The sequence below is a fragment of the Pseudomonas sp. 8 R 14 genome (assembly GCF_900005955.1).
Lineage (GTDB): Bacteria > Pseudomonadota > Gammaproteobacteria > Pseudomonadales > Pseudomonadaceae > Aquipseudomonas > Aquipseudomonas marginalis.
The window spans coordinates 86,571-101,003 of record NZ_CVTH01000087.1 but is presented as its reverse complement, the minus strand read 5'-3'; the positions used below and the strand labels follow the sequence as shown (position 1 = coordinate 101,003).

At 59.8% G+C, this 14,433-nt stretch carries 14 protein-coding genes; 5 read left to right on the top strand and 9 right to left on the bottom strand.

Annotation, left to right across the window (positions count from 1 at the left end; translation table 11 throughout):
• Positions 1 to 57 precede the first annotated feature (57 nt).
• From BFQ01_RS26065 to BFQ01_RS26050, 4 genes are all read right to left on the bottom strand, one after another.
• Positions 58 to 849, bottom strand: coding sequence for a fimbrial biogenesis chaperone (locus BFQ01_RS26065; RefSeq protein ID WP_235865589.1), 792 nt, complete (start codon positions 847 to 849; stop codon positions 58 to 60).
• Positions 850 to 933: 84 nt separating this feature from the next.
• Positions 934 to 1,497, bottom strand: a complete 564-nt coding sequence (locus tag BFQ01_RS26060) for a fimbrial protein (protein ID WP_065927492.1) — start codon at positions 1,495 to 1,497, stop codon at positions 934 to 936.
• Positions 1,498 to 1,727: 230 nt separating this feature from the next.
• On the bottom strand, positions 1,728 to 2,804 hold the full coding sequence (gene hppD / locus BFQ01_RS26055; protein WP_027606579.1) for a 4-hydroxyphenylpyruvate dioxygenase: 1,077 nt from the start codon (positions 2,802 to 2,804) through the stop codon (positions 1,728 to 1,730).
• 246 nt (positions 2,805 to 3,050) lie between these two features.
• Positions 3,051 to 3,974 (bottom strand): DMT family transporter, encoded by a 924-nt coding sequence (locus tag BFQ01_RS26050; protein ID WP_065927491.1) that lies wholly within the window; start codon positions 3,972 to 3,974, stop codon positions 3,051 to 3,053.
• Between the two features lie 77 nt (positions 3,975 to 4,051).
• On the opposite strand from BFQ01_RS26050, the gene BFQ01_RS26045 reads away from it, so the two are divergent.
• The 3 genes from BFQ01_RS26045 (at position 4,052) to BFQ01_RS26035 (ending at position 7,115) form a co-directional block, all read left to right on the top strand.
• Complete coding sequence (locus BFQ01_RS26045; protein WP_065927490.1) at positions 4,052 to 4,978, top strand: LysR family transcriptional regulator; 927 nt, start codon at positions 4,052 to 4,054, stop codon at positions 4,976 to 4,978.
• A 31-nt stretch (positions 4,979 to 5,009) separates the two neighbouring features.
• Entirely contained in the window at positions 5,010 to 6,566 is a 1,557-nt protein-coding gene (locus tag BFQ01_RS26040; protein WP_065927489.1) for an EAL domain-containing protein, read from the top strand.
• 183 nt (positions 6,567 to 6,749) lie between these two features.
• Positions 6,750 to 7,115 carry a histone-like nucleoid-structuring protein, MvaT/MvaU family gene (locus BFQ01_RS26035; RefSeq protein ID WP_065927488.1) on the top strand — a complete coding sequence of 122 codons (366 nt, stop codon included), beginning with the start codon at positions 6,750 to 6,752 and terminating at the stop codon, positions 7,113 to 7,115.
• 111 nt (positions 7,116 to 7,226) lie between these two features.
• On the opposite strand, the gene BFQ01_RS26030 is transcribed toward BFQ01_RS26035, so the two are convergent.
• Positions 7,227 to 7,763, bottom strand: a complete 537-nt coding sequence (locus tag BFQ01_RS26030) for a DUF4946 domain-containing protein (protein ID WP_065927786.1) — start codon at positions 7,761 to 7,763, stop codon at positions 7,227 to 7,229.
• Positions 7,764 to 7,962: 199 nt separating this feature from the next.
• Between BFQ01_RS26030 and gloA the strand changes: the two genes are divergently transcribed.
• Complete coding sequence (gene gloA, locus BFQ01_RS26025) at positions 7,963 to 8,484, top strand: lactoylglutathione lyase (RefSeq protein ID WP_053129696.1); 522 nt, start codon at positions 7,963 to 7,965, stop codon at positions 8,482 to 8,484.
• Positions 8,485 to 8,547: 63 nt separating this feature from the next.
• Here the strand turns inward: gloA and ahpF are convergent, their stop codons facing one another.
• The 3 genes from ahpF to BFQ01_RS26010 all read right to left on the bottom strand — a co-directional run bounded on the left by ahpF (position 8,548) and on the right by BFQ01_RS26010 (position 11,873).
• Complete coding sequence (gene ahpF, locus BFQ01_RS26020; protein WP_065927487.1) at positions 8,548 to 10,113, bottom strand: alkyl hydroperoxide reductase subunit F; 1,566 nt, start codon at positions 10,111 to 10,113, stop codon at positions 8,548 to 8,550.
• 130 nt (positions 10,114 to 10,243) lie between these two features.
• Positions 10,244 to 10,807, bottom strand: coding sequence for an alkyl hydroperoxide reductase subunit C (gene ahpC, locus BFQ01_RS26015; RefSeq protein ID WP_003173835.1), 564 nt, complete (start codon positions 10,805 to 10,807; stop codon positions 10,244 to 10,246).
• Between the two features lie 133 nt (positions 10,808 to 10,940).
• Positions 10,941 to 11,873, bottom strand: coding sequence for a site-specific integrase (locus BFQ01_RS26010; RefSeq protein ID WP_065927486.1), 933 nt, complete (start codon positions 11,871 to 11,873; stop codon positions 10,941 to 10,943).
• A gap of 170 nt (positions 11,874 to 12,043) precedes the next feature.
• On the opposite strand from BFQ01_RS26010, the gene BFQ01_RS26005 reads away from it, so the two are divergent.
• Positions 12,044 to 13,051: a DNA-binding protein gene (locus BFQ01_RS26005; protein ID WP_065927485.1), complete on the top strand. Its 1,008-nt coding sequence runs from the start codon at positions 12,044 to 12,046 to the stop codon at positions 13,049 to 13,051.
• Here the strand turns inward: BFQ01_RS26005 and gorA are convergent, their stop codons facing one another.
• Positions 13,052 to 14,410, bottom strand: coding sequence for a glutathione-disulfide reductase (gene gorA, locus BFQ01_RS26000; RefSeq protein WP_065927484.1), 1,359 nt, complete (start codon positions 14,408 to 14,410; stop codon positions 13,052 to 13,054).
• Positions 14,411 to 14,433: the final 23 nt, after the last annotated feature.

Below are 14,433 nucleotides of genomic sequence, written 5' to 3'. Positions count from 1 at the left end.
CAGTGGCCGCTGGGAAATGTACGTTTGCTTGCCATCGTCAACGTTCCGGGGACGCGTTCAGCGGTGCAACACAGCAGGCTGCACCGATGAAAAGCCACCGAAATCGTTGATGTAGGTGAAACTCACCCGCGCATCAGCAGGTATTGCCTTCGCGGCTTTCGGCACCGGTACCTTCAATGTGCCTCCTGGTTCCACCATTCCTTCCGGCAGGATCAGTTTTTTCGCGTCGGGATCAGCGCCCATGAGCAGGGCAATGTCGTTGAAGGTGACGTGATACGCCGATGGGTTATGCACCTGTATCTCGTTGCCCTGGGCGACCCGCGCCAGGGACCAGCGCAACAGCCCGGGCGCCTCCTCGGGTGTTCCGGATAATTGCGCCGGACGAAAAAACACTTTGGTGCGGATACGGAACGCGAACTTGAAGTGGTTCCGCTGGTCGTCTTCAAGCGTGGGATCAAACTCACTGGTCGCACCAGGGACCTCAAGTACATTCAACCAGAACAGCGACTCTCTATCCGCAGGCAGCGGTGCCTTGGTGTAGGACAGGCGCATGGACTGGCTTTTGCCTGAGTCCAGGCGAAATACCGGCGGAGACAGGACGAAAGGCACATCGCTCAGTGACGGCGCTGCCTCTGGGTCACCGGCGTCCAGCCATGCCTGGACCAGGCGGGGTGCATGTTTGTCATCATTGGTCACTCGTAGGGTGACCTCGCGTCGCTGCTCGGGGTAAATCTGTCGCGTACCGTCGATAACCACGCCCGCGTGCGCCATGTGCGAGGCCATCCCCAAGGACAGGCTCATCGCCACGCACATCGCTCGACGACTTAAGATCATCAGTAAATCCTGCATCGGGTAATCCTTGATAACAGTTGTCCTACGCCCGACCGCCGGGTCGAGCGAGGATCTCAGGCGATGGTCATCTGCGTGGCTGCATCAAGGAAAGGTGACCGAGTACTGCACACTGCTGGTGACATTACCCGCGCCCGCCGCGCCACCGTTGGCGATATAGCGTGCGTAGAACGGCAAGGTCGCCAGGCCATTGGTGACGGTGGCAACGGTCGAGTTGTTGCCGGTGCGCAAGTCCATTGGCGTGGAGGTCGCACCATCGAGGATTTGTACCTCCACCCGCGAGGCCGGCGTTGCCGTGGCCGTGTTACGCAAGTTGCCGGTTGCCGGGTTGATGCCAGGGCTGGTCGGCTCATAACGTACGGCGACCTTGGTACCGTCCGGGCACCCACCCGAGCCGCCAACATAGACAAAGTAGCGCTTGGCGCCGGCCGTATCGCCTGCGGCCTTGAGGGCCGAGGTTTGCACTCGGTCAAGCACTACCGGGAAGTTGGCGCCCGAACCTGGCGAGGCCCCGGTACCGCCACTGATGGTGCAGGTGGTGCCACTGACCGAGCCTGTGATGGTGATGGTACCGTCTGCCGCATAAGCGGAGCTGGCGGCAAAGCCGCAAAAGGCCAGCACTGCAGCCGCCAGAGTTTGTTTTGTCATAGTCAGTCTTTCCTTAAAGTTGGGTTCGCGGAATGCACGGTTGCGACACAGGAGAACATCAGCTCTTGCGCCCCCCATGTGTGGAAATCGCGATCAATCGGGTTCCCAGGCCTGGAAAAGGCGTTTGTTTCAAGCTGGTTCTGAATGGGCAGGCAAAAAAAATGCTCCGTACCTTGGGATACGGAGCATGTTCGTCAAGCACCTGGGCAGCCTGCCAGGCCCCACATGGATCAGTCGGCGGTCAACACGCCTCGGCGAACCTGATCGCGCTCGATCGACTCGAACAGCGCCTTGAAGTTGCCCTCGCCAAACCCGTCATCGCCCTTGCGCTGGATGAACTCGAAGAACACCGGGCCCATCAGGGTTTCCGAGAAGATCTGCAGCAACAGGCGCTTGTCGCCTTCGATGGACGAGCCGTCCAGCAGGATGCCCCGCGCCTGCAGTTGATCCACCGGTTCGCCGTGGTTCGGCAGGCGACCTTCGAGCATTTCGTAGTAGGTGTCCGGCGGTGCGGTCATGAAGCGCATGCCGATCTTCTTGAGTGCGTCCCAGGTCTTGACCAGGTCGTCGGTGAGGAACGCCACGTGCTGGATGCCCTCGCCATTGAACTGCATCAGGAACTCTTCGATCTGCCCGGCGCCCTTGGACGACTCTTCGTTCAGCGGGATGCGGATCATGCCGTCCGGGGCGCTCATGGCCTTGGAGGTCAGGCCGGTGTATTCGCCCTTGATATCGAAGTAGCGCGCTTCACGGAAGTTGAACAGTTTCTCGTAGAAGCCGGCCCAGTAGGCCATGCGCCCGCGATAGACGTTGTGGGTCAGGTGGTCGATGACCTTGAGGCCGGCACCTTGGGGGTTGCGCTCGACGCCGTCGAGGTAGACGAAGTCGATGTCATAGATCGAGCTGCCCTCACCAAAACGGTCGATCAGGTACAGCGGCGCGCCGCCGATGCCCTTGATGGCCGGCAGGTTCAGCTCCATCGGGCCGGTTTCGATATGGATGGGCTGGGCACCCAGCTCCAGGGCGCGGTTGTAGGCTTTTTGCGAGTCCTTGACGCGGAACGCCATGCCGCACACCGACGGGCCATGCTCGGCGGCGAAGTAGGAGGCGATGCTGTTGGGCTCGTTGTTGAGGATCAGGTTGATCTCGCCCTGGCGGAACAGCTGGACGTTCTTGGAGCGGTGATTCGCGACTTTGGTGAAGCCCATGATCTCGAAGATCGGCTCCAGGGTGCCCGGGGTCGGCGATGCGAATTCGATAAATTCAAAGCCCATCAGGCCCATTGGGTTTTCATAGTGGTCGGTCATGGCCGGCGCCTCATCATTCTTGTGGGTAGCAATTGGTTATTTGCGAGCAAGGATGAGGTCGGAGGGCGGCGCGCAGGAAAGGCCTCGCACACTGCGGGCGAGGAAGTCACCAAAGATGAGGGGGGAGCCGAGTAGCTTCATGGTTACATCAGTCTCTGACGGCCGAGGCTTGCGTGAGCGCAAGTCCATATTCTTGTATGCGTAAATCGATTCTACACAGCGTAACTGCGTTTGTCCGTACTCTTATCAAATCCCCATTGCCCTGGCCTGTGCAAGGGGTTTGTTGCACAGGTAGATGCCCAGCAGGATGATGGCCCCGCCCGCCAGCATGGGCGCCGTCAGTTGCTCCCCCAGCAGCAAGGCACCGCAGATCACCGCCGTCAGTGGGTTGAGTGCGATAAACACGCCGGAGCGCGTCGCGCCAATACGCCGGATGCCGTCGTAGTAACCGATATACGCCAGCGCCGAGCCCAACACGCCGAGGTAGGCCAGGCTGAGCCACTGGGTGAGTTGCAAGCGGCCGAGCGCTTCTACGCTGACGCTTGCGGTGACAAACGCGGTGCTGATCAACATCAACGTGCCCAGCAGCACCGACCAGGTGACCGTCTGCAATGGCCCCAGGCTTTGGTTGAGCCCACGGGCACACAACGAATAAACGCCCCACCCTGCCACGCAGCCAAGGATCAGCAGGTCGCCGATCCAGGCATCGGCGGTGGCCTGCAGCAACTGCGGGTTACGGCTGACAATGACCGTCCCGGCACCGACCAGGCACAACAGGATCCCCAGCAGCTTGATCCGACTCAGCCGCTCCTTGAATAACAGCCAGCTCGCCAGGCCGATCACCGCCGGGTTCAACGCCACGATCAACGAAGCCCGCGACGCATTGATGTACTGCAACCCATAGAAGAAGCACAGGTTGTAGAAAAAAATCCCGCAGAAGCCCAGCACCGCCAGCTGCGCAAACTGCCGAAGATTCGGGCGTAACAGTCGAATACGCCCGCAGGCCATGAACAGCAACAACGCCAGGCTGGCGAGGATAAAACGCAGGCTGGCGGCCAGCAGCGGATTGAGGTGGTCGGCCAGGAAGCGCCCGGCGACAAAGGTACCGCCCCAGATCATGGTGACGGCGGCGAGTTTGCAATAAGTCAGGTAGTCGGAGGCGGGATGCATGGGGATGGCTCTAGGTACGGGGAGAATTGGCGTATTCTTCAGCTAATAACTAATCATCGTAAAATGAGCTTTCACTCATGACCCTGACCCAATTGGAAATCTTCTCGCTGGTCGCCGAGCTGCAGGGTTTTACCAGTGCGGCCCACCGCCTGGGCATCAGCCAGTCGGCGGTGTCCCATGCCATCAAGGCCCTGGAGCAGGAACTGGGTGTGGAGCTGTTTCGGCGCCACCAGTCACTGGTAGAACCCAGCGACATCGGCCGGCAATTACTCGGACGTGCCCGTGCCATGCTCGGCCTGGCCAACACCCTGCAACAAGAAGCGGCCGATGCCCGGGGCATGCGGCGCGGTACCTTGCGCATCGGCTCGTTCGGGCCGACCGCGTCGATTCGCCTGCTGCCCACCATCCTCAGCGAGTTTCGCAGCGCCCATCCGGGGATTGAGGTGCATGTGGACGAAGGCCCCGACCGCCAGGTGCTGCAGTGGCTGGATGAGCGACGGATCGATGTGGGCTTTGTGGTGCTGGAACAGGAGCGCTACGACACCTTTACCGTGTTCGAGGACGAGCTGGTGGCGCTGCTGCCGGCAGATCATCCATTGGCTGCGCGGGACACGCTGGCCCTGCAGGACCTGTGCGACGATGCCTTTATCCTGACCGAAGCCGGCTCCTCGGAACTGGTCACCCGCCTGTTCGACGCCAGACAACTGCGACCAAGGATTCGTTACCGCTGTGCACAACTGCTGAGCACCCTGGAAGCGGTCAGCCGTGGCGATGGCCTGAGCATCGTCGCCGAAGCGTCGCTGCCCCAGGCACTTGATCCGCGCTATGTGAAGCGACCCCTTTCGCCCCGTGTGCCGCGCCAGATCGGCCTGGCGGTGCTGGATCGTCGGCAGTCGTCACCGGCCACCGTGGCCTTTATCGAGATTGCGCAAAGCCTTGTCAGGGCGAGCAAACTCCAAGCGGGCCATCTATCATCGGAACATTCCCCGCCGGCCTGCCGGTAAAGCCCTCCCCCTGCGCAACAGGCCTGAACCCATGCCCCTCACTGTCAAAGGCCCGCGAAGACTTCTCACCCGCTATGCGATCAGCCTGTTGGCGGGTGTGCTGCCGATCCTGCTCGGTGCGGCCATCCTGTATTGGCAAGCCGAACGCACCCTCGAACAAAGCACCGCGCAAACCGCCCAGGAAGCCGTACGTCAATTCGACCTGATGCTCGACAATACCGCCCTCGCCGCCCAGGCCTTGCTGCCCCTGGCCGGACAGCCGTGTGACAGTGGCGCGCAACTGGCGCTGCGTGAACAGGTCACGCGCCGGCCGTTTGTGCGGGCGACGACCTTGTCCTGGCAGAAAAACATTTATTGCAGCTCCCTGTTCGGCAGCAACTACGAGTCACCGGTAAACCCGGATGACTACGTCGATGGCCGCCTGTGGCTGATGAACGGCAACCCGGTTACGCCGGATACCGCGCTGCTGGTCTACCGCCTGGTCGACGGCGACAAAGCGGCGTTTGCCTCCATCGACGGCTATCACCTGACCAACGCCCTGCGCCTGATCAGCCGCTATGCGCAGCTTGTGCTGCAAGTCGGCCCTCACTGGCTCGGCGCCGATGGCAACGTGCACGACACTGCAGTCCCGGTATTTGCCGTGGCCCATCATCACCTGGCGTCCGAGCGTTATCGCTACAGCGTCGACGCCGGCATGCCGGCCGGTGAAGTGTGGCGCTATATGCAGGCACGTTACCCGGCGCTGTTCAGCCTGGTGGTGTTCTTTGGCGTCCTCGCGGGCCTGCTTGCGCACTGGCTGCAAAAGCGCTCCTCGGCGCCCACCCATGAGCTGCAACGGGCGCTGGGGGCCAATGAGTTCATCCCGTACTTCCAGCCGGTGGTGCGCGGTGACACCCGCGAATGGGCCGGCTGCGAAGTGCTGATGCGCTGGCAGCACCCCAAGGAAGGCCTGGTCCGGCCCGATCTGTTTATCCCGCTGGCCGAACATTCCGGCCTGATAGTGCCAATGACCCGTGCCCTGTTGCGCCAGACCGCCACCCAACTGGCGCCCCATGCGACGCAGTTCAGCCCGGGCTTCCATATCGGCGTGAATATCACCGCGCGCCATTGCCACGACCTTGCACTGGTGGAGGATTGCCGTGAATTTCTCGCCGCCTTTGCGCCGGGCCAGGTGACCTTGGTGCTGGAGCTGACCGAGCGCGAGTTGATCGAGCCCACGGATATTACCCGTCGACTGTTCGACGCCTTGCATCAACTGGGCGTGATGATTGCCATCGATGACTTTGGTACCGGTCACTCCAGCCTGGGTTATTTACGTAACTTCAATGTGGACTACTTGAAGATCGACCAGAGTTTTGTCGCCATGATCGGTGCCGATGCACTATCGCGGCATATTCTGGACAGCATCATCGAATTGTCCGGCAAGCTGGACCTGGGCATCGTTGCCGAGGGTGTAGAGACTGCCGAGCAGTGCGAATACCTGGCCGCTCATGGTGTGGATTTCCTGCAGGGTTACCTGTTTGGAAGGCCTTTACCCTGCGATGATTTCATTAAAAACCTGGCCAGCCATTCAATAGGCACGCACTAGCGGCGTTGAAATAATGTTAATACGACAAAAGACGTGATTTACTCGTGGCGGATTAACTACTACAATTTTTCTTGCCTGTGCAGAACTCGCAGGACGACTTCTTCTGTGAGTCGCCTTAACGCTATTGGCTTATAGCTTTGTCTGTAGTTGACATCAGCCAAATACACTATTGGAGTACAGATTTTGTCCAGACTCGCCGAATTTCGCGCAGCAGAAAAAGCCCTTCAAGAGCAGCTCGCCCAGCTGGAGTCCCTGAAGAACGACGCCGGCCTGAAGAAAGAAATCGAATTCGAAGAAAAGCTTCAAGGACTGATGAAAACCTACGGCAAAGGCCTGCGCGACATTATCCTGATCCTTGATCCAAACCCGGGCAAGACCAGCGCTGCCACCGCCAGCGCACCCAAACAGCGCCGTGCGCGCGTGGTCAAGGTTTACCACAACCCGCACACTGGCGAACTGATCGAAACCAAGGGCGGTAACCACCGTGGCCTCAAGGCCTGGAAAGAACAGTATGGCGCGGCCACTGTAGACTCCTGGCTTCGCGGCTGATCGCAGCGCACTAACAAAGAGCCCCGCACATGCGGGGCTTTTTTATTCAAGGGTTCGAAACCGAACTTAAATAACATTTCACCTTGTTGAGAATCGACGGGCGAAACCCACTTAAAGTTTGAGGCTGGCGCGCACCGAACTGACTTCATCCTTGCTGGCTTCGTAGGCATCGGCTTGACCCGCGTATGAAAAAACATACGCTTTATCGGTATCTACAGCCCCCACCAATGTTTGCGAAAGGACGTGCCGTCCATTCTCGGTAATCACACAGGTAGTTTCCACGGCCTCAAGGCGACTCAGTGTTGTCGAGTGCATCTTGCTGCATACACTTTGATAACCGCCCTGGGCAAAATCTTTCTGGATGGACTTGCGCATCTCCAGCAATACGCCCTGGAGATTAACGTTATGCCCGGCCTCGATCGGCGTCCCCGTCAACTCCATCACCATCAATGTGTTGCCATTTTCGTCGTTCTTGATCGCACGCTGCCGCGAGACCGGCTGCCGCGTGGCCGGCGCGTCGCCGTCGGGCACCACCTCTTCTACCTGCCAGCCGCTGGGCCAGTGAATTTCCGGGTCGCCCGCCCACACCCAGGGGCTGGCCAACAGCAAACACAGAGCGCTCAACAGCGGTATACGACATTCGATCATTGCAAAAGACACCCAAGGTTCAAGCGACAAAGTGTGAGCCCCGCCACCGGCCGGTCGCAAGACCTGCGCGCGCTTTTTCATTTGGCGCAGCAAGCGGGCCTTGCGTATCATGGCCCGGCTGCACGGACGCCAGCCGCAAGCCAAGGGAACGCTCCTCTTACCTGGAGCCGCGTTTGCCCCATTTTTTTCTGGAGGGCCCATGAGCCTGCACGAACTGAACACCTTCCCGGGCGTCACCGCCCAACCTGACACCGCCACCTCGAACTTCGTGTTCAACCACACCATGCTGCGGGTCAAGGACATCACCAAGTCCCTGGATTTCTACACCCGCGTCCTGGGTTTTTCCCTGGTTGAAAAGCGCGACTTCCCGGAAGCCGAATTCAGCCTGTACTTCCTGGCCCTGGTGGACAAATCCCAGATCCCGGCCGACGCCGCCGCGCGTACCCAATGGATGAAGTCGATTCCAGGCATCCTGGAACTGACCCACAACCACGGCACCGAAAACGATGCCGACTTCGCCTACCACAACGGCAACACCGATCCACGCGGCTTTGGCCATATCTGCATCTCGGTGCCCGATATTGTTGCCGCGTGCGAACGCTTCGAGGCATTGGGCTGCGATTTCCAGAAGCGCCTGACCGATGGCCGCATGAAAAGCCTGGCGTTCATCAAGGACCCGGATGCGTACTGGGTCGAGATCATCCAGCCAGCGCCGCTGTAAGTTTCAACACACAACAAAAAACCCCATGATCACTCATGGGGTTTTTCGTTTCCTGACCTGGGCTTACGCCGGAGCGGAGGTACGGATCAGGTGATCGAAAGCACTCAGGGAAGCCTTGGCGCCCTCGCCTACTGCAATCACGATCTGCTTGTACGGCACGGTCGTCACGTCACCGGCGGCGAATACCCCTGGCAGTGAAGTTTCGCCACGGGCATCGACAATGATCTCGCCACGGGGGGTCAGTTCCACAGTGCCTTTAAGCCAGTCGGTGTTGGGCAGCAAGCCGATCTGTACAAAGATGCCTTCCAGGTCGAGGGTCTTGAACTCACCGGTATCGCGGTCCTTGTACGCCAGGCCTGTCACTTTCTGGCCATCGCCTTTGACTTCACTGGTCAGCGCGCTGGTGATCACGTCAACGTTAGGCAGGCTGTACAGCTTGCGCTGCAATACCGCATCGGCGCGCAACTTGCTGTCGAACTCCAGCAAGGTCACATGGCTGACGATACCGGCCAGGTCGATGGCCGCTTCAACGCCGGAGTTACCGCCGCCGATCACCGCCACACGCTTGCCCTTGAATAGCGGACCATCGCAGTGCGGGCAGAAGCACACGCCCTTGGCCTTGTATTCCTGCTCGCCCGGTACACCCATTTCGCGCCAGCGGGCGCCGGTGGCCAGGATCACGGTCTTGGACTTGAGGGTCGCACCGCTTTCAAAGCGAATTTCGTGCAGATCACCGGCATTCTTCGCCGGCACCAGGCTGCTGGCGCGCTGCAGGTTCATGATGTCCACGTCGTACTGACGCACGTGGGCTTCCAGGGCGCTGGCCAGTTTCGGCCCTTCGGTTTCCTGTACCGAGATAAAGTTCTCGATGGACATGGTGTCCAGCACCTGGCCACCAAAGCGTTCGGCGGCAACACCGGTGCGGATGCCTTTACGTGCGGCGTAGATGGCGGCTGCGGAACCGGCTGGGCCACCGCCGACGACCAGCACATCAAAGGCCTCCTTGGCGCTGATTTTCTCGGCGGCTTTTTCAATGCCGCTGGTGTCGAGCTTGGCGAGGATTTCTTCCAGGCCCATGCGGCCCTGGCCGAAGTTCACGCCATTCAAGTAGACGCTCGGCACCGCCATGATCTGACGCTCGTCGACTTCAGCCTGGAACAGCGCGCCGTCGATGGCGACGTGGCGGATATTCGGGTTGAGCACGGCCATCAGGTTCAATGCCTGGACCACGTCCGGGCAGTTCTGGCAGGACAGCGAGAAGTAAGTCTCGAAACTGAACTCGCCTTTAAGCGCGCGGATCTGTTCGATGACTTCGACACTGGCCTTCGACGGGTGGCCACCGACTTGCAGCAGGGCCAGCACCAACGAAGTGAATTCATGGCCCATGGGGATGCCGGCGAAACGCAGGCTGATCTCGGCACCCGGGCGGTTGATGGAGAACGATGGCTTACGTGCATCATCACCATCGGTCTTCAGGGTAATCAGCGTGGTGAGGCTGGCTACGTCCTGCAGAAGGGCAAGCATTTCCTGGGATTTCGCGCCGTCGTCGAGGGAGGCGACGATCTCGATCGGCTGGGTGACCCGTTCCAGGTATGACTTCAACTGAGCTTTAAGATTGGCGTCCAACATACGGGCGATTTCCTATTAATTCGGTTTATTGCAGACAAAAAAACGCCCGAGCGACTCTCGCCCGGGCGTTTTGAGGGCGGATGCAGCTTACTTAAGTGCGGAGTTCCGCCCTTGATACGTCTTCACAGACTTAGATCTTGCCGACCAGGTCCAGGGACGGAGCCAGAGTAGCCTCGCCTTCTTTCCACTTGGCTGGGCACACTTCGCCTGGGTGGGCAGCAACGTATTGAGCGGCCTTGATTTTGCGCAGCAGCTCGGAAGCGTCACGGCCAACACCGCCGTCGTTCAGTTCAACGATCTTGATCTGACCTTCCGGGTTGATCACGAAGGTACCGCGGTCAGCCAGGCCAGCTTCTTCGATCAGGACGTCGAAGTTGCGGGAGATGGTCAGGGTCGGGTCGCCGATCATGGTGTACTGGATTTTGCCGATGGCTGGCGAAGTGTTGTGCCAGGCAGCGTGGGCAAAGTGGGTGTCGGTCGAAACGCTGTAGATTTCGACGCCCAATTTCTGGAATTCGGCGTAGTTGTCGGCCAGGTCTTCCAGCTCGGTTGGGCAAACGAAGGTGAAGTCGGCTGGGTAGAAGAACACTACCGACCATTTGCCTTTCAGGTCAGCGTCGGTCACATCTACGAAGTTGCCGTTTTTGTATGCAGTTGCTTTGAACGGTTTTACTTGGCTGTTGATGATAGGCATCGTTGACTCTCCGTCAGGGGTTAAGAAGTTGATGAGGTGAATCCTACCCACTCTCTCGGCAGATGGCTCATTGGCAAACCTGATGCTGACGATTGGTTTTCCCTATCAGGTGACGGTATTAATAGAAGAAATCTCAAAGCAGCGGTTGAGTGGCCAATGTCATGCCGAGAAAGGGCGTCGCTTCAACATAGCGCATGGCGGATTTCATGTCGCTCCAGCCGACGTAACTCATCAACGACTTCAAGTCCCACCCGCTGGAATGGGCCCAGGTGGCAAAGCCCCGACGCAGCGAGTGACTGGTGTACTGCTCGGCGGCGATGCCCGCACGCTCAAGCGCCTGGCGCAGCAGCGGTATCACGCTGTTGGGGTGCAAGCCCTCCTCCCCCAGGTTTCCCCAGCGATCGATACCGCGAAATACCGGACCGCGCACCAGAGCCGAGGCGCTGAGCCATTCGCTGTAGGCCTGCACCGGACAGAGGCGCAGCAGCGCCGGGGTGTGATAGGTCTTGCCGAGGTTGTCGCGGTCACTTTTGCTGCGCGGCAGGTACAGACTGATGCCTGCACCGGGTGTTGCCTGCACGTGTTCGATACTTAATCGGCACAACTCATCGCTACGGAAACCGCGCCAGAAGCCCAGCAGGATGAGCGCAGTGTCACGTTTGGCGCGCAGCAACCGCGGTGGGTCATGCGCCTCACTGGCCTCTCGCGCTTCAGCCTCAAGGGAGGCCGCGACCTGCTCCAGATGCCTGAGTTGCAACGGCTCGGCCTGCTTCTCCTGCGCCGGGTGCACGGCGCGAATCCCCTTGAGCACCTTGCGCACCACCGGCGCTTTCGTCGGATCGGGAAAGCCCTGGCTGGTATGCCATTGCGCCAATGCCGAGAGCCGCAACTTCAAGGTGTTGACTGCCAACACGCCGGCATGCGCCACCAGGTAACGCGCCACGCTGTCGCTGGTGGCCGGCAGAAATCCGCCCCAACTGACTTCGAAGTGTTCGATCGCCGCACGATAGCTGCGGCGCGTGTTATCGCGGGTGGCGGCGTTGAGGTAACGGTCCAGATCGCTCATGGGAGGCCTATTCGTACTGCTGGCAGAGGTATAAGCGCTCCAGTCGCTCATGACACGGGATAATACGCCAATATCCCATCTGTTAAATCATGAATTTTAACGAGTTTTTATTCGTGTTAGAGTATGTATCTACATAATACATACCACAGTACTAAATCGACGGAGACCCCATGGCTCGCGGCGGCATTAATAAAGCAGTAGTTCAAACGGCACGCCTGGCGATCCTTGCCCGTGGCGAGAACCCCAGCATCGACGCGGTACGCATCGAGCTGGGCAATACCGGCTCGAAAACCACGATCCACCGCTATTTGAAGGAGCTGGACGACAGCGAAGCCCGCCTGACTATCACCGAAGCGCCGATCGACGACGAGCTGGGTGAGCTGGTTGCACGGTTGGCGCAGCGCTTGAAGGACAAGGCTCAAGAGCCGATTGACCTGGCCCTTGCGCAGTTCGAACAGCAAAAATCCGCCCTGCTCGCCCAGATCGAGGCGCTTGAAGAAGCTCACGGCGAACTCAAGCAACAATTCGATATTCAGGCGGCTGCACTGGCAGAAGAAAGCGCTGCCCTGCAAACCACCAATACCAGTCTGCAAACCGAGCAAACGCGCAACGCCGGGCTCAGCCAGGCCTGCAGCGATTACGAGCTAAGGATCAACGACAAGGACGAACAGATTCGCTCGCTGGAAGAAAAGCACCTGCACGCCCGCGAGGCGCTGGAACACTACCGCAATGCGATCAAGGAGCAGCGCGAGCAGGAGCAACGGCGCCACGAAGGCCAGCTGCAGCAAGTACAGGCAGAGCTGCGCCAAGCCCAGCAAAGCGCAATGGTTCGCCAGGACGAAATCACCCAGCTGCACCGTGACAACGAGCGCCTGCTGATCGAGCACCGAGTGACGGCAAAGGAACTGGCTGCGCTGCAGGAGCAAACCCGCAAAGACCAGGCCCAGCAACTGAAGCTGAGCGAACACGTGAGCCAGATCGACAGCGAGCGCACTCTCCTTCAGGAGCGCCTGCGGGTGGCCTTGCTTGAAAGTGAGTCACACCAACAAGCGCTGGCTGAGCACGGGCACACCAACAAGCGCCTGGAACTGGAGCTTATGAAGGCCCACGCCACTATCGAAGCCTTGCGCCTGGCCGCCGCCGTTGCAACGGCGCCAGAGGCAACACCGCCAGCCTGATCAGTCGGACACAGGCGTGCGCATGGTGACGAACTCTTCCGCCGCCGTGGGATGCACACCGATGGTTTCATCGAAGTGCTGCTTGGTCGCGCCGGCCTTGAGCGCGATCGCCAGGCCCTGGACGATCTCGCCCGCGTCCGGACCGACCATGTGGCAGCCCAACACCTTGTCGGTGTCCGCGTCGACCACCAGTTTCATCAAGGTTTTTTCCTGGCACTCGGTCAAGGTCAGCTTCATCGGGCGGAACCGGCTTTCGAAGATCTGCACCCTGTGCCCGTTTTTCTTCGCCTCCTCCTCCGTCAGGCCGACCGTACCGATATTCGGCAGGCTGAATACCGCTGTCGGGATCATTGCGTAATCCACCGGGCGGTAATGCTCGGGCTTGAACAAGCGACGCGCTACGGCCATGCCTTCGGCGAGAGCCACCGGCGTCAGCTGCACACGGCCGATCACGTCACCGATCGCCAGGATCGACGCTTCGGTGGTCTCGTACTGGTCGTTCACCTGGACGAAACCGCGTTCATCCAGTTTGACGCTGGTATTTTCCAACCCCAGGTTATCCAGCATCGGACGTCGGCCAGTGGCATAGAACACGCAATCGGCCTCCAGCACGCGACCGTCTTTCAAGGTGGCCTTGAGGCTGCCATCGGCTTGCTTTTCAATGCGCTCGATATCCGCATTGAACTGCAGGTCGAGGCCGCGCTTGGTCAATTCTTCCTTAAGGTGTGTGCGCACTGAATCATCAAAGCCACGCAGGAACAGGTCGCCGCGATACAGCAATGACGTCTGCGCGCCCAGGCCATGGAAAATCCCGGCAAACTCAACCGCGATATAGCCGCCACCTACCACCAGCACGCGCTTGGGCAACTCTTTGAGGAAAAACGCCTCATTGGAGCCTATGGCGTGCTCACGCCCCGGAATATCCGGAATCTGCGGCCAGCCCCCGGTAGCGATCAGGATGTGCCTGGCCGTAAAGCGCTCGCCATTGATTTCCACCTGGTGCGGGTCAACCAGGCGCGCATGCCCCTCATGCAGGGTCACGCCGCTGTTGACCAGCAGGTTGCGGTAGATGCCATTGAGGCGGTTGATCTCGCGATCCTTGTTGGCGATCAGGGTCGGCCAATCAAAATTCGCTTCACCCAGGGACCAGCCAAAGCCACTGGCTTGCTCGAAGTCCTCGGCAAAATGCGCACCGTACACCAGCAGTTTCTTCGGCACGCAGCCAACGTTCACGCAGGTGCCGCCCAGGTAGCGACTTTCCGCCACGGCCACCTTGGCCCCAAAGCCCGCAGCAAAGCGCGCCGCGCGAACACCGCCGGAACCGGCGCCAATTACATACAGGTCAAAATCGTAGGCCATTTCATTCTCCTCGGCAGGACATC

What these genes read in the sequence shown, in the direction of transcription:
- BFQ01_RS26065 (WP_235865589.1), bottom strand. Translation starts at nt 849, where the DNA reads ATGCAGGATTTACTGATGATCTTAAGTCGTCGAGCGATGTGCGTGGCG.
- BFQ01_RS26060 (WP_065927492.1), bottom strand. Translation starts at nt 1,497, where the DNA reads ATGACAAAACAAACTCTGGCGGCTGCAGTGCTGGCCTTTTGCGGCTTT.
- hppD (WP_027606579.1), bottom strand. Translation starts at nt 2,804, where the DNA reads ATGACCGACCACTATGAAAACCCAATGGGCCTGATGGGCTTTGAATTT.
- BFQ01_RS26050 (WP_065927491.1), bottom strand. Translation starts at nt 3,974, where the DNA reads ATGCATCCCGCCTCCGACTACCTGACTTATTGCAAACTCGCCGCCGTC.
- BFQ01_RS26045 (WP_065927490.1), top strand. Translation starts at nt 4,052, where the DNA reads ATGACCCTGACCCAATTGGAAATCTTCTCGCTGGTCGCCGAGCTGCAG.
- BFQ01_RS26040 (WP_065927489.1), top strand. Translation starts at nt 5,010, where the DNA reads ATGCCCCTCACTGTCAAAGGCCCGCGAAGACTTCTCACCCGCTATGCG.
- BFQ01_RS26030 (WP_065927786.1), bottom strand. Translation starts at nt 7,763, where the DNA reads ATGATCGAATGTCGTATACCGCTGTTGAGCGCTCTGTGTTTGCTGTTG.
- gloA (WP_053129696.1), top strand. Translation starts at nt 7,963, where the DNA reads ATGAGCCTGCACGAACTGAACACCTTCCCGGGCGTCACCGCCCAACCT.
- ahpF (WP_065927487.1), bottom strand. Translation starts at nt 10,113, where the DNA reads ATGTTGGACGCCAATCTTAAAGCTCAGTTGAAGTCATACCTGGAACGG.
- ahpC (WP_003173835.1), bottom strand. Translation starts at nt 10,807, where the DNA reads ATGCCTATCATCAACAGCCAAGTAAAACCGTTCAAAGCAACTGCATAC.
- BFQ01_RS26010 (WP_065927486.1), bottom strand. Translation starts at nt 11,873, where the DNA reads ATGAGCGATCTGGACCGTTACCTCAACGCCGCCACCCGCGATAACACG.
- BFQ01_RS26005 (WP_065927485.1), top strand. Translation starts at nt 12,044, where the DNA reads ATGGCTCGCGGCGGCATTAATAAAGCAGTAGTTCAAACGGCACGCCTG.
- gorA (WP_065927484.1), bottom strand. Translation starts at nt 14,410, where the DNA reads ATGGCCTACGATTTTGACCTGTATGTAATTGGCGCCGGTTCCGGCGGT.